The sequence below is a fragment of the Methanosarcina subterranea genome (assembly GCF_055385895.1).
In genome coordinates this window covers 4,990,457-5,012,847 of sequence record NZ_AP042426.1, presented here as the reverse complement: position 1 = coordinate 5,012,847, position 22,391 = coordinate 4,990,457, and the positions used below count along the sequence as shown (strand labels likewise).

The 22,391-nt window shown below is 39.2% G+C and carries 18 protein-coding genes; 9 read left to right on the top strand and 9 right to left on the bottom strand.

Annotated elements, in window-relative coordinates; translation table 11 throughout:
• Positions 1-18: 18 nt before the first annotated feature.
• The 8 genes from ACZ5A8_RS21810 to ACZ5A8_RS21775 all read right to left on the bottom strand — a co-directional run bounded on the left by ACZ5A8_RS21810 (position 19) and on the right by ACZ5A8_RS21775 (position 9,228).
• Positions 19-219, bottom strand: coding sequence for a DUF4405 domain-containing protein (locus ACZ5A8_RS21810; RefSeq protein ID WP_322222058.1), 201 nt, complete (start codon positions 217-219; stop codon positions 19-21).
• Between the two features lie 701 nt (positions 220-920).
• On the bottom strand, positions 921-1,814 hold the full coding sequence (gene fhcD / locus ACZ5A8_RS21805; protein ID WP_464531503.1) for a formylmethanofuran--tetrahydromethanopterin N-formyltransferase: 894 nt from the start codon (positions 1,812-1,814) through the stop codon (positions 921-923).
• A gap of 638 nt (positions 1,815-2,452) precedes the next feature.
• Entirely contained in the window at positions 2,453-2,932 is a 480-nt protein-coding gene (locus ACZ5A8_RS21800; protein ID WP_464531502.1) for a chemotaxis protein CheD, read from the bottom strand.
• 65 nt (positions 2,933-2,997) lie between these two features.
• A complete protein-coding gene (locus ACZ5A8_RS21795; protein ID WP_464531500.1) occupies positions 2,998-3,624 on the bottom strand; it encodes a chemotaxis protein CheC in 627 nt (208 codons plus the stop codon).
• Positions 3,625-4,094: 470 nt separating this feature from the next.
• Positions 4,095-5,192, bottom strand: a complete 1,098-nt coding sequence (locus ACZ5A8_RS21790; protein WP_464531499.1) for a CheR family methyltransferase — start codon at positions 5,190-5,192, stop codon at positions 4,095-4,097.
• 28 nt (positions 5,193-5,220) lie between these two features.
• On the bottom strand, positions 5,221-7,212 hold the full coding sequence (locus ACZ5A8_RS21785) for a chemotaxis protein CheA (RefSeq protein ID WP_464531497.1): 1,992 nt from the start codon (positions 7,210-7,212) through the stop codon (positions 5,221-5,223).
• A 192-nt stretch (positions 7,213-7,404) separates the two neighbouring features.
• A complete protein-coding gene (locus ACZ5A8_RS21780; RefSeq protein WP_464534260.1) occupies positions 7,405-8,475 on the bottom strand; it encodes a protein-glutamate methylesterase/protein-glutamine glutaminase in 1,071 nt (356 codons plus the stop codon).
• Between the two features lie 387 nt (positions 8,476-8,862).
• On the bottom strand, positions 8,863-9,228 hold the full coding sequence (locus ACZ5A8_RS21775) for a response regulator (protein ID WP_229392192.1): 366 nt from the start codon (positions 9,226-9,228) through the stop codon (positions 8,863-8,865).
• A 1,213-nt stretch (positions 9,229-10,441) separates the two neighbouring features.
• Between ACZ5A8_RS21775 and ACZ5A8_RS21770 the strand changes: the two genes are divergently transcribed.
• The 9 genes from ACZ5A8_RS21770 (at position 10,442) to ACZ5A8_RS21730 (ending at position 19,402) form a co-directional block, all read left to right on the top strand.
• A complete protein-coding gene (locus ACZ5A8_RS21770; RefSeq protein ID WP_322222047.1) occupies positions 10,442-10,831 on the top strand; it encodes a response regulator in 390 nt (129 codons plus the stop codon).
• Positions 10,832-11,127: 296 nt separating this feature from the next.
• Positions 11,128-13,197, top strand: a complete 2,070-nt coding sequence (locus ACZ5A8_RS21765; protein WP_464531496.1) for a methyl-accepting chemotaxis protein — start codon at positions 11,128-11,130, stop codon at positions 13,195-13,197.
• Positions 13,198-13,380: 183 nt separating this feature from the next.
• On the top strand, positions 13,381-13,944 hold the full coding sequence (locus tag ACZ5A8_RS21760; protein WP_464531494.1) for a chemotaxis protein CheW: 564 nt from the start codon (positions 13,381-13,383) through the stop codon (positions 13,942-13,944).
• 518 nt (positions 13,945-14,462) lie between these two features.
• Positions 14,463-14,753: a GntT/GntP/DsdX family permease gene (locus tag ACZ5A8_RS21755; RefSeq protein WP_464531493.1), complete on the top strand. Its 291-nt coding sequence runs from the start codon at positions 14,463-14,465 to the stop codon at positions 14,751-14,753.
• Positions 14,754-14,808: 55 nt separating this feature from the next.
• On the top strand, positions 14,809-15,258 hold the full coding sequence (locus tag ACZ5A8_RS21750; RefSeq protein WP_464531492.1) for a metal-dependent transcriptional regulator: 450 nt from the start codon (positions 14,809-14,811) through the stop codon (positions 15,256-15,258).
• Positions 15,259-15,482: 224 nt separating this feature from the next.
• A complete protein-coding gene (locus ACZ5A8_RS21745) occupies positions 15,483-16,448 on the top strand; it encodes a metal ABC transporter solute-binding protein, Zn/Mn family (RefSeq protein WP_464531491.1) in 966 nt (321 codons plus the stop codon).
• Between the two features lie 84 nt (positions 16,449-16,532).
• The gene (locus tag ACZ5A8_RS21740) at positions 16,533-17,297 is read left to right on the top strand and encodes a metal ABC transporter ATP-binding protein (RefSeq protein ID WP_229392185.1); all 765 of its coding nucleotides are present in this window, start codon (positions 16,533-16,535) and stop codon (positions 17,295-17,297) included.
• Positions 17,298-17,345: 48 nt separating this feature from the next.
• Positions 17,346-18,170 (top strand): metal ABC transporter permease, encoded by an 825-nt coding sequence (locus ACZ5A8_RS21735; RefSeq protein ID WP_229392184.1) that lies wholly within the window; start codon positions 17,346-17,348, stop codon positions 18,168-18,170.
• A gap of 776 nt (positions 18,171-18,946) precedes the next feature.
• Entirely contained in the window at positions 18,947-19,402 is a 456-nt protein-coding gene (locus tag ACZ5A8_RS21730) for a hypothetical protein (protein ID WP_229392182.1), read from the top strand.
• Positions 19,403-20,301: 899 nt separating this feature from the next.
• Here ACZ5A8_RS21730 and ACZ5A8_RS21725 read toward each other — a convergent pair.
• A complete protein-coding gene (locus ACZ5A8_RS21725; protein WP_464531488.1) occupies positions 20,302-22,263 on the bottom strand; it encodes a DUF7507 domain-containing protein in 1,962 nt (653 codons plus the stop codon).
• Positions 22,264-22,391 lie beyond the last annotated feature (128 nt).

The window sequence follows — 22,391 nt, the reverse complement described above, 5'->3', positions numbered from 1 at the left end:
CTTTTTATAAATTATGTTTTATAACTTACACTTTTCTTTCCTGAAGAAACTCTTCGTAGTGCGTGTAATCCACTTCCAATGAAGGACTAAATGAATGACCACAAGAATTGACATCAGAATTCCAATTCTACTGTGTATCCAGACCCAGGTAGCTTTCGTTAATCCCATGTATACAAGGTATCTGCCCCTTTGAACTCCCGAAGGCATGAAAAAATACATCAAAAAACCCGCGCCTGCGCCTCCAAAAAATAAGGTTGTCAGACCGGAGTTTATAAGATCTCATAAAAATCGTGGTGCAGCTATGGATATTATGTAGGTCTAACAAGAAATTAATTAAGTTCCAAACTTGTTTCGTTCAATTTTGGCGTCGCCACATATTGAACTAGCCCACCGATTGATACTTATATGATTTTCACCATATTATACTAAAGAAACCATAATAGGGCGTCTTGTTACAGAGATCCTGTGTTAGACCCCATATAGTGGGAAATTAACTATTTTTGTGCCACACCGATTTATTTAATTGGTTCTATATTTGTCGGTTTTATATTAAAATGCTTGGAATTGTTACCCAACATAATTAATTTTTTGTTAGACCCTATGTAGATCATGTCGCTTGATGTGGCTTTATACTATAAAGTATAAACTCCGGTCAGAGCAAAGTCTACTAAATAATTGATTTTTTGTCTGTTCAGGTTTTCCACTCTCGCGTCTGTTTCTCTGAATCCGAAAAATAGTTTCTTAATAACAAAAATTTCTAAAAACTAGGTTTCTTAAGAATGCGGCTTTCCAAGTTTCATCAGTAGTTATTTTCCTGAAAAGTATTCTGGTCTGGAAAATAAAAAGGTATGTGAAAGATATGCGAGAGAGATGTATAGACAAAAAGAAAACTGAATTACTAAAAAGAGAAAATTTTGAGCTCAGAAGAGCTCGTGAAGTTTGAATTGATACTTACCCAGTTTGCCGCCGTAATTACCTGCAGATATCTTCTTGATTCCGGGGACAGTTACTGCAGCTTTTATTCCGGTTTTCATGGCTGCTTTTATGCTTTCTTCGTCAAGCCCGTTAATAACAATTTCATAAACAGCATTAACATCGGCAGGAATTTCAGTATTTTCCACTTTGTCTTTTATGGAGGGGCAGAATTTTTCATTCGCAGTAGCTTTCAGGAATTTATACTTATTCGCTCCGGCCTTGGATCCACTTGAGACAATGCCGCCTGGGAATGGGGTAATTGTGCCTTCAAGTTCTGCAATTGCATCAACAGCAACCTCGGCTGCAGTCAGGGCGCTCATCTGTGAATCTCCGAAGATAAAGAAGTTTCCGCCTGCAATTCCGGCTATAGCTCCTATATTGTCTTCAGTCACAAAGTCTCCTTCCATGATCGGGACTTTGTATACTCTGCGGCCTGCGACCTGAGCCTCGGACTCCATACCGTCTCCGAAGAACTTGAGTTTAAAGCCAATATTAAATTGTTTCTCAGCGTCAGGGAGCCCGTTAAAGACTGCAGTTGTAGGAGCGGTAAGTACGCATTGCCCTATCCTCTCAAGCAGCTGTTCTTCGAGAGCTTCATATTTGAAAGTACAGATCTGGATATAGACTCCAGGTCTCCCGTCAGGGGTCTCGCTGGGGCTTGCGAACCTTTCAATTCCAGCCTCTGCAGGACACATTATAACTGATGTCCCGAAGCCGGTGGCTTCAGTGGCCGCTACCTGGGCCCAGCGTTTTGTAACAGCTGTTATGAGCACTCTTGAAATTTTGATCGGAAACGCTTCTGCATATGTATCTTCGATTTCTACTCCATTGATTTCCATGAAAATCCCCTAGTTTACTTTTCATTATTAGTTTGGTATCCAGGCTTGATGTCTGCTATAAATTAGCGTATTTTAGCGTATAGCGTATTTTAGCGTATAGCGTATTTTAGCGTATAGCGTATTTTGGTATATTCCAGTATAATCCAGCACAGTCCAGCATAATAAATCATTTTTTAGCCTGCTTTAATAATTTTGAGCTATTTATATTAGTTTAAATTATCTTTTTTATACTGGTCGCTCACGCTCTGCTGGATTGTTTATGCCGTACAGAAAAAGTCACATAATCGTAGCGTTACTTAATCTCAGGCATACATTTAAAGTTTTATGGTACTTTTATTTTCGTTGATTTAATTAATCGGTTTCACAATTAGCGAATGAATGTCTATTATAATATTTATATCAAATATATAATTTTTCAAAGAAAAGAATTCTGAAAAAGTTAGAAAGGTGTGGTAGAACAAGATAAGAAAAGGTGTGGTAGAACAAGATTGGAAATCGAAGGGCTGGATATGTTAAAGTAAATCAGGAAATAAAAAGGTTGGATAGTATTGAAATGAATCAAAAAATTCGGTATGCCAGATAATCTATAGATTAGTTAGAAGAAGATTTTAAAAGATGAAGGCTTTAATTTACCGTTCTCAGATTACTTTATCGCCTCTGAGAATTGTCTTTATAAGAAGATCGCCAGTAAAGGTATCAAGTATTATCGTGCGTCCGTAGTTTTCCCCTGTGTCTTCAGCTATGATTGATACTCCAAGTTTTATCAGGGTTTCTCTCGCGCACTTTATGTTTCTCTCACCTATATTCATATATGAATTTTCGAACATGCTTGCTCCTCCAACTATTTTTGCCTCAAGTTTTTCTCTGGAACCACCTTTTTTTATAATTTCATTTACAAGGTACTCTATTCCTGCATCTGTAAATTTGGCAGGATTATCCTTTATCTTTGCTTTTTCTATATTCGGAAGCATGGTATGAAGAAGGCCTCCTATTTTTTTCTGCCTGTCATAGAGTGTTATGCCCAGGCAGGAACCCAGTCCGGAGGTTTTAATTTTTGCAGGGCTTTTAGCTATTGCACAGTCCCCTATACCCACTATAAATATGCCTGAATCGGTCAATTTATAAAAGCCTCCTTATGGTTTGCTGATGGCCTTTCATAATGTACTGGTTCGTATTCGGTAAGTCAGGAGTTTTGATCAACCATTGTACTAATTTTTTCTAACAGATGGTTCAGAGACTCAGGATCAAGCAAAATCAATATGTTTCCGTTAATTTTCTTTTCTTTTATTAGAAACTCTGCATCAAGGATGAGTGCAAAATCTGCTATATAACTCATCTCTGTAACCGTTGAATTGAAAATGGAATCAGACATATCGTATGTCACATAAGGCGCTGAAATCGAAATGTTAAGCTTCAAAAATTTCTCAAGAGAAGTTACATAGGTTCTTGCCAGGATATGACTAACTTCTTCAATTAAAGACAGATTTATAGGATCTGTCAAATCTCTGCTCCTCCTTTCACCCGAAAGGGTAAGGTAGAGGCTTTCTGCGCTATTTTCAGAAAAAAAGACAAGGATATAACCATTGAGGTCATCTTTAATACTCATTAATGTACCCAGCACAGGTGACTCTGAAAAGCCTGCAATTTTCGGTATATTTTCGATTAACCCAAATTTTGTATCGATAACTCTGGTACAGACAAGACTGTTTACTAGTCTGGAAAGAGAAATTGCTGAATTTCCGATCCCTATATTTCCTATCTCTTTAAGTGCTCCATACTCAAATTCACTCAAGTTTTTAATCTTTTCCATGAGCTTCCCCTTTAATTCCCTTCAGATTTTTGAGATTTTTTAAGTTTTTTCAGGTCTCTCAGTTTTTCCAAGTCTTTTAAGTTTATTCAGTTCTCTCAGTTTTTTTAATTTTTTTAGGTTTTTTAATCCTTTTAGTTTTTAAGCCCCAGACTTTTCAGGTTTTCAGGTTTTCAGGTTTTCAGGTTTTCAGGTTTTCAGGTTTTCAGGTTTTCAGGTTTTCAGGTTTTCAGGTTTTCAGGTTTTCAGGTTTTCAGGTTTTCAGGTTTTCAGGTTTTCAGGTTTTCAGGTTTTCAGGTTTTCAGGTTTTCAGGTTTTCAGGTTTTCAGGTTTTCAGGTTTTCAGGTTTTCAGGTTTTCAGGTTTTCAGGTTTTCAGGTTTTCAGGTTTTCAGGTTTTCAGGTTTTCAGGTTTTCAGGTTTTCAGGTTTTCAGGTTTTCAGGTTTTTCAAAACCTTCAAATCTTTTAAACATACTAAGTTTCTTTTATGTACAGGCGTTCTCTTGCGTTGTATGGCTTAAAACGGTTTGAAGCGGTTCCCAGTAGTGTCTCTGCCTTTCCTATTACAAAGAAACCTCCTCTATTTAATGAGTGATTAAAATTAAGCTGTAACTGTTCCTGAATCTCTTTTTTAAAATATATCATGACGTTTCGGCAGATTATAAGGTCAAAACGGTTTGTACAGGATTCAGATATCATATCATGCCGTTTAAAACGTATCATACTTTTTAACTGATCGGAAACATGATACATCTCACCCTGCCTTACGAAATAGCTTTCTTTTGTACTGGCGTCTACATTTTTAAGCACATTTTCACGGTAAACCCCTTTTCGGGCTTTTTCAAGGCTTAAATTATCAATATCAGTGCCTGTAATGCTTATTCTATAGCTGTCCCAGTCTCTCCCAAGGACCCTGTGTAGCAAAATGGCAAGAGAATAGACCTCTTCTCCTGTTGCACAGCCCGCACTCCAGATACGGATTGATTTTACAAGTGAATCTGATCTGGATTTTATCAGAAAAGGAATAACTTCTTTTTCAATTACTCCGAAGGTTTCCGGGTTTCGGAAAAACTCACTAACATTTATGGTAAGGGCTTTAATCAGATACTCGTGTTCTGCTGAGTTCTTCTTTAGCAGCCTGAGGTACTCTTCATAGTTCTCTGAATTGGTAGCTCTGACCCGGACATTCACTCTACGCTTGAAATGAGCTTCTTTATATTGCTCACAGTTAAAACCGGTACTTTCCGTAATTACTTTTTTTAACAGTTCGAATCCAGGATATTCTTCGAGATTCCTGTCTGCCTTTAGATTTCTATCTGCCTTTAGATTTTTATCTGCTTTTGTTCTATCTTCACCTGTCTGTATGCTCTCTTTGTTTATTTTTACTTCTTCTCTACTCGTTTTTACTTCTTCTCTACTTGTTTTTGTTCCATCTTTACCATCTTTTATTCCATCTTTATTGCTCTTTATTCCATCTTTATTGCTCTTTACTCTCTCTTTATTTACTTTTATTCCTTTTTTTCTTCCTACTCCTTCTTCATTTATCTTTACTCCACCTTTGTTTATCTCCATTCATTTTCTTTTTACCTGTAACTAAGACTCAGATTATGGAGTTAACATCGAGAATTAAAATAACACTCCCATCTCCCATAATTGTCGCTCCTGCAAATCCCCGAGTTCTTTCCAGCAGCCTGCTTTTAAAGCTTTTTATAATCACTTCCTGCTTTCCAAGCAGCGCATCTACAACAAATCCTATATATTGCCCTGCTTTTTCTACTATAACGACGACCAGGCTTTCTTCTCTCTGAACAGCAGGTAACTGAAATAACTTACGCAGTCTCAGGAGAGGGATCGCTTTTTCGTACACGATAATGACCTCTTCACCCCTGATATGCCGGATTTCTTCTTTACTGACCGAGATACTTTTTACTATACTGGTGAAAGGAATTGCATATCTTTCCATTCCGACCTTGACAAGCATAGCCTGATAAAGAGCGATTGTTATGGGTAATCTCAATTCGAACTTTGAGCCTAATCCGGATTTTGATTCTACTTTTACAGATCCTCCAAGGCGTTCAATCCGGTTCTTTACGATATCCATTCCTACTCCTCTGCCTGAAAGATCTGTAACCACGCTGGCAGTACTGAATCCTGGTGTAAAGATCAGCTGTATTGCTTCTCTCTCCGAAAGCTGTTCAGCTTCCTCTCTTGAAATAAGTCTTTTTTCCAGCGCAGTTTTCCGAATTTCTTCTGTATTTATTCCTCTTCCATCATCTTCTATTTTGATAAGAGCATAATTTTGCTGCCTTGAAGCCGTAATTATTATAGTGCCGTTTTCCTCTTTTCCGAGTTCCACACGTTTTTCAGGAATTTCTATTCCATGGTCCACTGCATTTCTTAACAGGTGCACCAGAGGGTCTCCGATCTCTTCCATAATAGCTCTATCGAGCTTGATTTCTTTTCCCCTTATTATAAAGTCGATTTTTTTATTTTGCGTCCTTGAAAGATCCCTTATCATTCTGGGAAAAATATTGGTTATATGATCCAGAGGCACCATTCTAATTTCTAACACTTCTTCCTGAAGCTCCCTGGTCAGTTTCTGAAAATCGGAAAGTGCAAGCTCCAGATCCTTTGATTTCGATTCTCCTGTAAGCTCTTTTACCCTGCTTCTGTTAATTACGAGCTCACCTACAAGATTCATCAGTTTATCTAACTGTTCCGTGCTGATCCTTGAACTCTGTATCTTTGGGCCCTGCATCTTTGAATCTTGCGTCTTTGAACCCTGTATCTTTAAATCCTGTTGTTTTGAATTCTGTTGTTTTGAATCCTGCTTTTTCTGACCCCGTATGTTCGAGCTCTGTGTTTTTGGATCCTGTATTTTCGAATCCTGTATTTTCAAATCCTGTATTCTTGAGCTCTGCTCATTTTTTACTCTGGAATCAGACTCAGAATAAGTGAAACCTTTCTTTTCTTTTAGTTCATCATTTATATTTTTGAGTTCATTTTCTTCTTCCTTTCTATCTTCCTGTTTTTCCTTTTTCCCTTCTATTTTTTCCTCTTTTTCTTCTTCTATTCTTTCCCTTTCTTCTCCTTTTTCGATTTTTTCCTTTATTTTTCGGTCTGCAGAAAAGGAATCGGACTCACTTTTTTGATAAATAACTTTTTCTGAAGAGTTATTTATAGTCCTGAGAGTTTTTAGAACTTCTCCGGCATCAGGATAAGATTTACTGTTTTCACTTCGACTGTTTTTTTTCTCTTCGCTTTTACTCTGCATATCCTTGCAGACATCTTCAATAAGTCCTTCCAGAGCATCCAGACATTCGAAGAAGATATCAATTAAAGAAGAATCAATGTTTAAACGTCCAGTACGGGTCCTGTCGATCAGGCTTTCCATCTCATGTGTTAATTCGACAATCTGCTTGAATCCCATGGTCGCAGCCATACCTTTGAAAGTATGGGCTGCACGGAACATTACATTCATTTGCTCCATATTTTCAGGATCCTGTTCAAGCACGAGCAGGGAATCACTTATTTCTTTAATATTTTTTTCAGACTCTGATCTGAAAATGCCTATATATTTTGACATATCCATGATTTTCCCTGCCTTTTAAGTCCTGAGATACCTGGAATTCCTAAGTATTTTAAAAATTTCTAAAAAATTTTTTAACTCTTTACTCTCTTTTTTCTTTTTCCTTTGTTTTTTGTCTTATTTCTACTTTTTACTTTTCCGGCTAGTTTGCTTTTTCAGGCTAATCTAAAGGTAAATAAAAATTCATCTTTAACTTCATTCTATTAGTCTGATAATTTCTTCAGCTATTTTGTCCAGAGGAAGTACGAAGTCTGCCAGATTTCGCCTTACAATCTCTCCCGGCATTCCGTATACCACACATGAACTCCTGGCTTCTGCGATTATTTTGCCACCCATTTTTTTAATCTCTTCAGCTCCATCTGCTCCATCGCAGTTCATTCCCGTAAGGACAAGGGAAATAACTCTAGAGCCGTAAACCTGTGCAACTGATCTGAAAAGAACATTTACTGAAGGTCTGGATCCCAGTTCTTTAGGGCTGCAGGACAAATGTACTTCTTCTTCAGGGCCGTTTACTTTATTTCGTACAATTTCCATATGATAATTACCCGGGGCTATAAGCACAGTTCCTTCTTCTACTCTATCTCCTTCCTGTGCTTCTTTTACCCTCAGGGCTGACTTTGCATCAAGCCTTTTAGAAAGAGATGCTGTAAAACCCGGCGGCATATGCTGTACTACGAGAACTGCAGCTGGAATCTCAGCGGGAAATGAACTTATAAGTTTTTCCAGAGCCCTTGGGCCTCCTGTGGACGCGCCTATCGCAAGTATATTTCTTACAGAAGCCGCTTTCTTCCTAAACCTAGTCTCTTTCTTCTCACCTTTCTCAGGATTTCGCAGTTCTAAATCTCGCATGCACTCCAGGTTTTTAAGGTTAGCTTTTGAAGCTGTCCTGACATTTCTGCAAATTTCCTCTGTCATTTCAGGCATACTTTGACTGAGAATACCCGAGGGTTTTTCGATTACATCTACTGCCCCATACTCAAAAGCTGTAAGGGTAATCTCTTCAGCTTTTTCTCCCAGAGCCGACACTATAACTGCAGGCGTCGGGCATTCCCTCATGATACGGGCAAGAGTCGTAAGACCATCAAGAACAGGCATTACATTGTCCAGAAGTACTACATCGGGCCTGAGTTTCTTGACTTTTTCAAGACCGTCCTTTCCGTTGACTGCCGTTCCGACGACTTTGATCTTCGGGTCTTCGTTGAGAATATCGGAAAGAACCCTGCGAATTAAAGCAGAATCATCTACTATGAGTGCACGGATAGTCATCTCAAGCACTTTTTTGTTGAATCGTTTTATTTAAAACTCGTTTTTATTTAACTCAAGTATTTCGATTCAGTCTGTCTTGATCCAGAACCCAGTTACGTAATCCAGAAACGGTGTTTAATCCGGTAACTTAATACTCAACCGGTAATTTTTAATTTAATGCAAATATTTTCTAATTAATCAAGTCATATTATATTTAATCGAGAGGTTTTACATTTGAACCATTATCAAAAATCTTTCACCTAAAATTCGGATATTTAATTCGGAATTGATGCTTAACTTTAATAATCAATTATCTTATTGAGACACAAATCATTTAATCCGGAACTAAATTATCCCGATCCCCAAATTTGCTACCAGTTAAGTTAATTTGGCTCAGCAATTTTTCAGTTAATTTGGCTCAGCAATTTTTTTGATCACATCGAGCATGCCATTGGGCTCAAAAGGTTTTACTATGAAACCCATGGCACCTATTTTCATGGATTCCGTTATCAAAGCCTGCTGCCCAAGAGAAGAGCACATTACTACTTTCGCGTCAGGGTCCATCACAAGAAGTTTTTGCAGTGCCTCTTTACCATCCATATCTGGCATTATTATATCCATTAACACAAGGTCAGGTTTTACCTCCAGGTATGTTTGAACTGCTTCTTCCCCATCACCTACCTCGGCAACCACCTCGTGTCCGTGCTTTAGAAGGATATCTCTAATTACCATTCGCATAAACTCGGCATCGTCCACGATCATTACTCTTGCCATCGATTTACCTTCCTTTATTTTTACTAAGTAAGTGACACCATTTTTATGAAGATATATTATGGGACGATTGCGTTCTACTTTATATTTGAAACCGCCCTAAAATCATCTGCCCTCATAACTTCTTCTGGAATACACACAATTTCTTTTTTTGAGGGTAATTTAAGAGTACTCAGAATTTCAGAATATCGTGCTAACTATGGCTCTATTCCTTGTAGCTAGGTTCGCCGTAATCTGTTCTTTCAGCGTCTGTGCTGCCGAATAAAGATCACACTGAAACTGCCAACTATAGAATTTCTATTAAAACTGTTAGCTAGAGGATTCTTAGTGGGGCAGCTAACTAAAGCATCCCGTTAAAGCTAAAATCAGAGGAGTCCTGTGAAGGTACACATAAGGTTGATATAAATGGATAACACAAGTTCTCTTTTTAATCAGGTCTCTCCTGATAATATGAAAAAGTATATACGAGACCTGCTATATTAAACTTTTTTAATTATCTTTAGTAAATTATATAGCTTTAAACCCGTCTCAATTTTGGAATGTCCCCATGTTGACAAACGTTTCTAAAAGTTTGTTAAGTTTAAAAATCCCTATTTAAATTGTCAGGGCTTGCTCATGCATAGAATAACCTTAAAAGGTTTGATAGTGGTGTTTTCATACCGCTGTAGGGCTGACCTTTTTCTGAAAACATATTAAAATAAAACAGAATGCTTTTATTTTTAATTTATATATTGATATAGTGGTATAAATCTTAATAAATAACTTTATATGAGACGGGAATTCATAGTATCTTTATTAAGTCAGGGAATTTACTGCTGTTTGCTATACCGCTATGCAAAGGATCGACACTGGGAACTAAATGTCTTTTTTTTGTCACTGAAACCCGTTTTATTTGGTGTTAAAATTTAGTTGTAAGTGTTTGAGCGCCAGCCTGCAGATTCCCACCAATTTGCCTTCAAATCATACAAATTATGTTCAGATGTGTAAATATAAGAGAAAGTTTGCTTGCGATAGAAAATTTATGCGAGTATATAATGGAATTTTTGCTAAGATGTGGGTAAAATATTCCATACAATTAGGCCATTTACCTGTTCCCTATAGTAAAAATCGTTTCACAAAATATCCCCCAGTAAAAACGATATCTCTGTAAGAACGGCACTTCTGTAAGACAGATTTCGTTCATAGAGCCCTTTAAGCAAGCACAGGAGTTGATCAAATGCCTGAAATCCTTATCGTTGAGGATAACCTGCTTAACCTTGTTGTTGAAGCTGATCTTCTGAAGTCCTGCGGATATGATCCGAAGAAGGCAAAAAACGGCTTTGAAGCGCTGGAAGTTCTAAGTAAGGTCAAAGTTGATCTTGTACTGATGGACATGGAGCTTCCAAAGATGCATGGTCTTGAACTGCTACAAATAATAAAATGTAATCCTGATACACAAAGCATAAGAGTGGTTGCTGTCACAGGACATTGTGATTCCGAAAGTAAACAGAAATTTCTTAAAGCCGGATGTTACGCTGTCCTTTCCAAACCCATAAATTTTGATATTTTTGGATCGCAGGTCAAAGAGTTTCTTACAGTAACGAGTTATCTTACTGAATTTTCCTGAATGAAATCTTCAGAAGAAGTATCGTTGATGAGCGTGGACTTCCGGTCCTAATATTTGAGGCTCTTACTCTTTTCAAGAATCAGAAAATTTATGAATCCTTAAATAATCTACTTAAACAATCTATATCAAATCTTAAACAATCTACATCGAATACTAGTTGGGAAATCTGGATAAAAATCTTTTATAGTCGTTTATATCTTTCTACTCATTTAAACAGGTACCGCATGCAATTGTATTTCGGTTACAGGATAGAAAGGGCTTAAAGACGAAAAAGCTGGAAGTACGGGTGAAAAAAGATGTATAAAAGCACAAAAATAGGGCACGTGGTAATAGGATTTGCCCTACTCCTAGTTTTGATTTTTTTCGTGGGGTATACAGGTTATCAAGGTATGAACGAAGTTGAGAAAAAGAGCCGGGCTATCCAGAATATGACTTTTATTATGAATAATATGCAGGGCGCCCTGCAAGCCGAGGAAAGTTACATTATTCATGGCGATCCGGATTATAAAGGAAAAGTTTACTATTATCTTGATCATGTGCCCACACAGGCAGCGATATCCAAAGAAATATACATAGGCTACCTTGATCCTGTGAACCGCGACAGGATGGATATTGTTCTAGCAGCTTCCAGTGGTTTCCGGGAGGCTTTTGATAAATACGTTGATGCAGATGACGAACAGGCAGATATAAGAAACAAACTGGCTGTAAATAGTGAAATTCTAATAACAAATGCAGATGAACTTTCTAAAAACCAGATGGTTCAGTATAGGGAGGAATTCGAAGCTGGTTATCCAAATGAAACTCTCGAGAAAAAATTTGCCAATGCCGAGAGCGCTCAGCAGATCATTGTATTGACAATGAAAGCCCAAAGTGAGTATCAAAATTATGCTGTGAGCCCTGAGCAGCAATATGCAGATAACTTCGATACCTTTATGGAAGATATTATTGAACTTTCCACAGACTTAAACGGGCGAATGGAAAGGCCTGAAAATATTGCCGCAGGAAAGGAAATACTTACAAGTGCGGAAAATTTTCAGGCTGATTTCGAGCAGTTTAAGATTCTGGAAGAAAGAAAAACAATTGAAGAGAAAAATATGACAGCTATAGCTGCCCGGGTTGGAGAAGTAGCTGCAGCTTCCAGTGCCGACCAGAAAGGAAAACTGGACACACTTATTGCAAACTCCATAAACAAGATCTTTCTAGTAACTTTTCTTTCAATGCTCGTTGGTGCTTTACTTGTTTTTGTCATTTTGAGCATCTACAGAAAGCCCATTTACGAACTGCTTGAAGCTGCTGATATGGTCTCGGAAGGAAACCTTGACGTTGACATTAAAGGCTCCTCGAGAAGCGAGATCTCTCAGCTTTCAGAGGCTTTTAAGGCAATGGTTGGAAACCTGTGCAGTCTGATAAAGGAAATTCAGGAAGGTTCACTGCACCTTGCCATACTTTCTGAAGAAATGTCCGCCTCTTCCGAAGAAGTGGCATCTGCATCAAGGAGGATTTCAGAAACCGCAGCTGAAATCTCTAATGGGGCGGAGGTGCAGAGCACAAAAATTATTGATATAACTCATGCAATGCAGGATATGACTCACAATATCCAGGAAGTTGCGGATAATACTCAGAAAGTTTCTAAAAGCACAAATCTGGTAAATGATACCGTTCACAATATCGGAAACGTGTCAAGGGATGTCCTGTTAAAGATGAACCTTATCCGCTTTTCTGTAGATGAAACTGATGTTGTTATTAAGGAACTTGATTCCAAGTCTCAGCAAATCAATGAGATCATAACTGTTATAACCAGAATTGCAGACCAGACCAATATGCTTGCACTGAACGCCGCAATTGAAGCTGCACGTGCAGGCGAACACGGAAGAGGATTCTCTGTTGTAGCCGATGAAGTCCGCAAACTCGCCGAAGAGTCCGGAAGTGCAGCCAAGAGTATTTCCAGGCTGATTGACGAGATCAGGAACAGTATCGGTGATACAGTGAAAAGCATAGAAGCAAGTAAAAAGAATGTGGAGAATGGCTCATTATCGGTTAGTGAAGAAGTTGAGATGGTTACTGGAATTGTCTCTACAATCAATGAAATCACAAATATGATAGAGGACGTAGCAGCTGCTACAGAAGAACAGTCTGCATCTATCGAAGAAATTACCTCTACGCTGGAAGACATATCCTCTATATCGGAGCAGTCCGCTGCGGGAACCCAGGAAACCGCCGCAGCTCTTGAAGAACAGAGTGCATCGATGTCTGAGCTTGCCAGTATGGCAAATGATCTCTCTTTACTTGGGGAAAAGATGAAAAAAGCCACTGAAAAGTTCAGGCTGGGCAGTTTAAAAGAGGAACCAGAAAGCATTATTGGCTAAGTATGGCTAGTTAAATAACGGTTGATTAAATACGGCTGCTAGTATGGTTAGCTAAATAATATCGTTAGATAACGGTTGGTAAATTACAGTTGGTAAATGTATGGTTGGTAAGTTACATTGGTAAATGTACGGTTGGTTTTAAATAAACTGGTTAAAATCTTGGATCGACCTTGGGGAATTGAAATGTTTGAGGAAAAAGCAGAAAAGGAAGACTCATCACTTTCTGAAGAATCACTTCAGCTGGTGGTTTTTGAATTATCAGGAGAAGAATTCGGGGTCGATATTATGCAGGTCTCCGAGATCATACCGATTTCAAAAATTACGCGTGTCCCCCAGGCTCCTGAATGCGTAAAAGGACTAATCAACCTTCGAGGAAAAATTATTGTAGTAATAGATCTCAACAGGCGTCTTGGCTTCAGTTCCAGAGAAAATGACAGCCTGTCCAGAATTATTATAGTAGGGGTCAGGGATACGACGATTGGAATGATTGTAAACTCGGTAAACGGAATATTCAAACTACCTTTTTCTTCTATTGAACCGACTCCGGATATGATTAAATCGAAAATTAACTCTGAATATCTAACTGGGGTCGGAAAAGCGGGGAACAGACTTCTTATTCTTCTGAACCTTGCAAGAGTACTTGGAGAAGAAGAAATTGATGAACTGAATCAGCTTTCTTCCTCTTCCCCTTCCCCCTCTCTTTCTTCTTCTTCTCCGATGGAAGAATTTCCAGAGAAGAATACTTAAAAGCTTATAAGTAAGACCTTGTCGATAGACGACATTCCATCGCCGATAGTTGATAATTTCTGAAAAGTTTCAATATATGTATCCTGTTCTCTATTTTCCTTTTCTATGTCATCTTTATTCCGATAGCAAAAAAGTTGCTACCAAATTTAATAACCCCTCCATTTCCACTGCAACCGCCCTTACATTCTGGGCTGTTGCCTCATTTAATTTCCTCATTTAATCTGGTATACACTTCCCTGTGGCTATTTCTGCAGCAGAAGAACTTTTAGCAAATACAGATACGCTTACTATTTTCAAAATTTTTTAACACTGTTCCCACTTCTACTGCAGTTAACTCTATGCCAAGGATTGGAAAAGATCGAAACTGCCAGAATTTCTGGAAACAAGAATTAGAGCAGGTTCAGTCAGGATTTACAGAAACAGAACTTACAGAAGTTGTATAAGTTACACAAAAGAACGAGACAGGAGAGGCCCTCGGCAGGCTTTTCCTGCAGCTTAACCTTTTTCTTTATATCCTTGTGCTTTTTTCTTGTTGCAGCAGCCTTCAAATCGTTCAGGGGTCAAGAGTCGTAACCATGCTTATTGTATCATCTCTTCCGCATTCATTGGTTCCGGAACTTGGGTTTCCTGCGGAAATCCTGGTCCTTGCAATGGCTCCAAGCACTTTCATGATCTCACATATTAATGACCCATTCTTCTGGATTTTCGGAGAGCTGGCAAAATTTGAACCCGCCAAGATTTTCAGATCAAATACTCTTGGAAGCCCTCTGATGGGTTTTGCCTCTAAGTTTGATATACTGCAAATATAAACTTGTAATTTGGTATATGACAAACAATAAATACAAGTTTTTTATATTTCTCTACATGAATGAGCAAAATTATCCTGAGTTTACAGGCCTTGAGCTCTCTCCGAGAAAGGCAGATTATCTCAAGCTTATTCTTGAAAAAAGAGGCACTGTAAAAACTACTGAAATTTCCTCCTGTCTGCAGGTCGATCCTTCAACAACAACCAAGACTTTAAGCGAACTTGCAACGGCTGGCTACCTGAACCATGTCCCATACAGGGGTGTGGATCTGACAGAAATGGGAAAGGCATATGCGGAATTTCTTGTCCGGAGGCACAGGATTTTGAGCCTTCTCTTTACTCACTATGGCCTCTCGACGGAGGAAGCATGTGCTGAGGTTTCTCGTTTTGAAACTTTTGTTTCCAGGGATGCTGTAAACAAAATCTGCAACTCGATGGGCCATCCGATGATCGGCGTATGCGGAGAAATAAGCCACGAGAAATGCTTCCATGAAGGGCATTATCATTAATTTCCAGCATTAATAAAGAGTTGAATGATAAAGAGTTGAATGAAATCCGCGTCTGGCTTTGAGACTAATTTGGGGTGATGCCAAAAAAACTCAAAAACAATTTCAGTTTTTGGGCATATGTCAAATTTATCTTACGCATATCAATTCTATTTCAGTCCCTTCCAGAAATAAAACTAATTGAAGCAATAAAATAAAAATGAAAGTGAAAAAACAGGAGTTCAACTATGAAGCTAAAAATCATAACTATATTAGTACTTTTGATTGTTGGTCTGAGCATTTTTGTCAGCGGTTGTACAGATGCCGGCAACTCAGGGGATGATAAGAATACAGGACAGGAAGCCGAAATGTCAGAAACTGACGAGCCAATACTAGTTGCTGTAAGTGTTGTTCCTCAGGCTGAATTTGTAGAAAAAGTTGGGGGAGATAAAGTAAAAACCGTTGTCATAATCCCTCCCGGAGCGGACCCCCATACATATGAACTTTCTCCAAAGGAAGTCCAGAAAATTAGCAAAGCCAGCATGTTAGTGACAGTCGGAGTCGGTATGCCTTTCGAAGAGGTCTGGGTTGACAAATTCGAGACCACTAATAGTGGCACTCTTATTGTAAATTGCTCCAAAGGGCTAGAACTGAGAGAGCTTGAGGAACACGACCATGAAGAGGAAGAAGAAGGAGATCATGATGACGAAAGTGATGAGGATCACGAAGAATTGGACCCACATATCTGGACATCTCCTGCAAACGCAAAGATAATGGTCGAAGATATTTATGAAGGACTTGTAGAACTTGATCCTGAAAACGAAGCTTATTATGCCCAGAATAAAGATGCTTACCTTGAAGAGCTGGATGCTCTGGATGAGAGAATCCGCGAAAAGCTAGAAGGAAGCGAGGGAAGTAATTTCATGGTTTATCACCCATCATGGGGCTATTTTGCCGCGGACTACGGGCTTAACATGATTTCCGTTGAGATTGAAGGAAAAGAGCCGAGTGCGCAGGATCTCGCGAAGCTTGTGGATCTTGCAAAGGAAAAGAATGTTAAAGTTATCTTTGTCCAGTCTCAGTTCAGTACGCGGAGTGCGGAAGTTTTAGCTCAGGAGATTGGCGGTGAGGTAGTGGCTGTTGATCCCATTGCAAAAGATTACATCACAAATATGGATAACGTATCCGATATTTTTGCCAGAAACCTTGTGTAAAACCTGTATTCAGGTTCTATATCTAAATATAAAAAGAACATAATTCGGGGTAAGATAAAAAAACGATATTATGAAGGAAGGGTAATGGAGAAGGTTATAGAGCTAGAGGATGTCTGGGTCCGTTACGGAAACCAGACAATCCTTGAAGCCATAAATCTGGAATTAAAAGAGCCCAATGGACTGCTCGGAATTATTGGACCTAATGGTGGAGGAAAGACCACATTTCTCAAAGTGCTCCTCGGGCTCTTGAAACCCTATAAAGGCAGCGTGAAAATATTTGGGAAATCTCCGGAAAAAAGTAGGGACCTTGTAGGGTACGTTCCCCAGTACAAAGGTTTTGACTTTGATTTTCCGATTAGTGTCTGGGAAGTGGTCCTGACAGGCAGAATGAGCCATACGGGCTTTTTGAAAAAGTATAGTGAAGAAGACAAGAAGGCTGCGGAAGAAGCTCTGAGAACAGTTGAGATGTTCCAGCTTAAGGATCGGCAGATAGGGCAGCTCTCTGGAGGCCAACGGCAGAGGGTGTTTATTGCCCGAGCTCTTGCCACAAATCCTAAACTCCTGCTTCTGGACGAACCCAACTCCGGGCTTGACCCTCACATGCAGGATGAACTTTACCGGCTCCTGGACCGGCTCAAGCATGAAATGGCAGTTATTATGGTCACACATGATCTCAGTGCGGTTTCTGTCTATGTGGACAGGATAGCCTGCCTGAACCGCACACTTCACTACCATAACTCGAGAGAAATTCCGGCTGAGGATCTGGAAGCCACCTATCAGTGCCCTGTCGAACTGATTGCTCATGGGGTACCCCATAGAGTGCTGGAGCAGCACAAAGGGAGTTCCTGAAGATCAAGGATTGGGTTCGAAAAACAGTCTCTCAAGGAGAAATAAAAAATGTTTGATCTTCTGCAATATACTTTTATCCAGAACGCCCTTGCAGCAGCAATCCTTGCAAGCGTTGCCTGCGGAATCATAGGCGCCTATGTTGTCGTCAAAAAGATTGTTTTCATCAGTGGCGGGATTGCCCATGCTTCTTTCGGAGGCGTAGGACTTGGGTATTATCTTGGAATCAACCCTATGTACGGAGTTCTTCCTTTTAGCCTGTTAGCAGCTCTTGTTATGGGTACCGTTAGCAAGAAATCAAAAATTCCGGAAGACAGTGCAATAGGCATACTCTGGTCTCTTGGAATGGCTCTGGGAGTTATCTTTGTCTACCTTACTCCAGGATATGCTCCTGACTTGATGACCTACCTCTTTGGAAATATTCTTACAGTCCCTCGTATTGATCTATATCTGATGCTTGCCCTTGACCTCATCATAGTGGGCGCAGTTTATCTGTTCTATAAGGAGTTTCTTGCTTTATGCTTTGACGAAGAGTTCACAACTGTACAGGGGGTTCCTACCGAAAAGCTCTACCTTTTCCTGCTCTGTATTATTGCCCTTACAATTGTTGTTCTTATCAAAGTCGTGGGCATTATCCTTGTGATTGCCCTCCTGACAATTCCTGCCACCCTGAGCCGTAAATTCACCAATAACCTGAAGCACATGATGCTTATCTCCATCGCCTTCGGGACAGCTATCAGTGTTACCGGAATAGGCCTTTCCTATGCTCTTGATGTCCCATCAGGAGCTACTATTATTCTGGTGCTGAGCCTTGTATATGGGTTCGTAGCTGTCGGGATGGATATGTTTGAGGGCAGACGCGTTTCGAATAGTTAAAAGCATGCAAATCAGGTTTACAGACATCTTTTGAACCTATCGGTATCTTTATTACGGGCGCATTTAATGACAGTTAAACCTGTTCACTAAAAGCTCGAAATTCTTTTTTCCGGGATTCGGTAAGTTGATTCATTATAGTTTACAGATCTCCTATAGTCTACAGATTCCACAACTTACAAATCTCACAGTTTACAGGTCCCACAAGTCCCACAGTTTACAGGTCTTATAGGTCCGGGTTAGGGGCTCAGGTATATATTCTAGCATTCCTCAATATATGATGTATTTAAGTAAATTTTAGGTAGAACTAAACGCAAGCTTCTATATAATTATATTTTGTCAGTTTTATTAAGACATAATTTTATATATAGTAAAATGCAAGAAGCCTATCGTTGAATCAAATTTATTTGTACAACTTCAGGATCAGCACCGCAAAATCAGCACCTCCTGAGTGAATTAGTAATAGAAAAACGGAGTCCAAAACGGAATTGAAAAGCGGAATTCAAAAACGGAGTCCAGACCTCCATGTGAAATGCCGCAAAGCCGCTTCTAGTGGGGAAGCGATGCACTTGCAGCAGGTTAAGATAGCCTGCACAGGACAGATATCACTTGGATGCACTTCAGTTGATACACTTACGCTTCCATATCAAGCCGTAGGTGTATCTGAAAGCCACCTCAAAAAGGTAAAAGATAGGTTCCGTTATTATATACGGAAACCGCCAGATCTACCTCTGAAAAGATAAACGATAGAATATAAAACGTCATACCAGGGTGATAAAATGGACCGTGAGACAACCCGGGATCAAAATATTGAAGAAAACGAAACTTTTGACGGTGAAAACCTCAATCTTCCGGATATTCCCCTTCCGGAAACAGATAATGTGTTATATTCAATTCTGAACTCTTTAAATCAGAATATCGCAGACTTTTATACGTTTGTGAAATTCAACAGCTACCTCGCCGAAGACCACCTCAATGTCGAGTTGCTTAAAAGAAGCATGGGTATTCACAGGGACTTTACAGCCCTTTTTCTACACACCAAAGAAGAACTCGTGTTTACCTACCCTGAATTCATAGAAAAAACAGAAAAGCTGCTGTTTAAAGGGGAAGTTGGTACTGACTGCATAAAATACACACACAGAGTGTGCAGATCAATAAGTGATTATAAGATTGCCCTGCATCGAGAAGGTTATTTGCCAGATCTCAGAAGACAGCTGCCACTAGTTGATATTTAACTATCTGGGAGCTTACTTTTTTCTATTCTTTTTTCTATTCTTTTTTCCATTTCATTTTCATTTCTATAGCGTTTTTTTGCTAGGACTCTCAAGTTCCATAAAATCCAGATTTTATAAAATCCAGACTTTGTAATTAAAGTTGATTAAAATCTAAAGCTTTTTAAAGGGCTGAAACCTTATCAACTACTTTTAATAATTATAGAATAAGTTCTTCTGTTTTATTATTTTTGTCTCCAACTTTCTGGATAATTTACAGTACCTCTGAAAGTTTATATCCAATTTTCAGTACATCCGTAATCTTATATTTATGAAAAGATATTTGGCGTGCAAGGCATCTGTGAAAAACGGCAGCCTAAAAAACGATGATTAAAAAACGATGATTAAAAAACGATGATTAAAAAACGATGATTAAAAAACGATGATTAAAAAACGACATAAAAACAGCATTAAAAAACGGCATTAAAAAACGACATAAAAACGGCATTAAAAAACGACATAAAAACGGCATTAAAAAACAGATGCCTATTAATTCGATATGTAAATCTTTTTTAGATTAGTTAGCTTCAAACGTGGTTGACTCTTTGTTTTAATTGTTTAATACTTTCTAAGCTCTCACATTAAAATAGGAGTTTTTGTGAGTCTATACCATCTTAACTACCTTAATTTCATCGTGAGGCCTTCTAAAACTAACTCTCGGAAAAATACTTTTATTTCTATTTTTTTGGCTTGCTGCCATTTGAATGAACCAAAAAAACCTTACTGTTGTTGAACGTTTCTTTTTGGATTGAGAACAAGATTGAGAATAAAAGTGTATAAATTAGATGAAGGAATTAAGCCTTCATCTAATTGTTTTCTGAATCAAGTTCGATTAATTCTTTTTTACGTAATTCCCTCTGTTTTTACTTTCTCTTATTGAGGAATATAAACAGGAGTATTGCAAGCAGCCCGATTATACCATAGATTACAAATCCAGGAATACCTTTGCTTTCTTCCTGTTCTGGTACCTTTTCAACATTTGCTTCTGCATTTCCGATGTTTTGTTCAAAGCTTTTAATTTCAGGTTCAAGCAATATTTCAGTGCCAGTCTCTCCTGCGTTATTTTCATTCATTTCAACGTATTTGGCAGGTTTAGAGACGACATGGACACTTCCAGTACCACCATTGCCATCATTGCCACCATTGCCACCATTGTTGGCACCATCATTACTGTTGGCATCATCATTACTGTTGGCGCTATCAGTTGAGGTGAGGACAATCGGCTGTTTTACACTGCTGCTTTCGTCCGGAAGCTCGTTGCAGCTTACCGTTGCAGTATTGTCAATAAACCCGTCCCCCCCACCGTTGCCGTTTATGTCCTCCTGAGTTACCGTATAGTTCCCGACGAATTTCCATGTCTCCTCTGGATTCAAGATTCCCGGTCCGATTCCATCTTCGGTAGGTCCTGTCAGTGTAATCATCGGGTCGCTTACTGAAACTCCAGTCAGATCCATGTTGCCTTCATTCTTCACCAGTATCTGGTATTCTATTATGTCTCCAGGTTTGTTGATTATATGATCTCCAGCCTGATCGACTCCAATTATTGATTTGTATATGCAATAATCCTGTTTCTTTTCTGTCGGTACTTCTTTTATTGGATCTTCTTCTGTCGAATCTTCTTCTGTCGAATCTTCCTCTGTTGAGTCTTTTCCTGTGGATACTTTTTCTATCATGACTCTTACACTGTCAGATTTCGGCTCTATCTGGTCGCAGTCTACCGTTGCTACGTTGTCGATGTATCCATCACAATCGTTGCTGGTGTCTATATCACAGTTTACCATTGCCACAGTATTGATGTGTCCATCACATACTCTGTTTACATCTATGTCTTCCTGGGTCACAACGTAGCAGCCTGTGTAGGTCCACTTCTCTCCCGTATCCAGGACTCCATTGGCATTCTTTGACTCCGCTGGTCCTTTTAGATTTGCAATCAGCGGGTCAGTGACAGCTACATTAGTCAGGTCAATATTTCCGGTGTTTACTACTGTTATCCGGTATGTTATGACATCTCCAGCCTCTGTGACACTTGCAGTCGGTCCTCTGCAGTCAACATCTGTGACGCATTTTTCGATCTTGTATGCCGGGCAGGGCTCAAACACCGGAGGTGCCTCTATAGGAGCTCTTACGCTGTCGGATTTCGAATCCAGCTGGTCGCAGTCTACCGTCGCCACATTATCGATGTATCCATCGAATCCACCCTCTGTGTCAATGTCTTGCTGCGTAACCGTGTATATTCCTGTGTATGTCCAGGTTTCCCCAACTTCCAGTACATTGTCCTTATTCTTTGACTCCACTGGCCCTGCCAGATTAATCAGTGAGTCAGTGACGGCCACGTTTGTCAGGTCGGCATCTCCGGTGTTAGCCACCACTATTGAGTATGTGATTACATCTCCAGCTTCTTTTACGCTGGCTGCCGGCCCTCTGGAGTCCACATCCATGATAGATTTGTCAATTTCATATGCCGGATTGGGCTCATAAACTGGAATTATTTTTATGGTCACAGCTGCACTGTCACTTTTCGGTCCAAGCTGATCAGAATCAACTGTTGCTATATTCTCTATAAATCCGTCCCCACCGCCATTCGTAATAACGTCTATCAGGGTTGCTGTGTAAGTTCCAGTGTACGTCCAGGTTTCTCCAACATTGAGAATGTTTAGTGGTTCATTATCTCCTGTTGGACCTGTAAGTTTTCCAATCAGAGGATCTGTAACGCTTACATTAGTCAGATCAACATTTCCAGTGTTTGTTACGTTAATCTGGTAGCTGATCACATCTTCAGCTTTTGTCACATTTCCTGTTGGTCCATTTCCTGCAACATCTGTCACTATTTTATCAATAGTGTAACCGGAGTTTATAAGATCTCATAAAAATCGTGGTGCAGCTATGGATATTATGTAGGTCTAACAAGAAATTAATTAAGTTCCAAACTTGTTTCGTTCAATTTTGGCGTCGC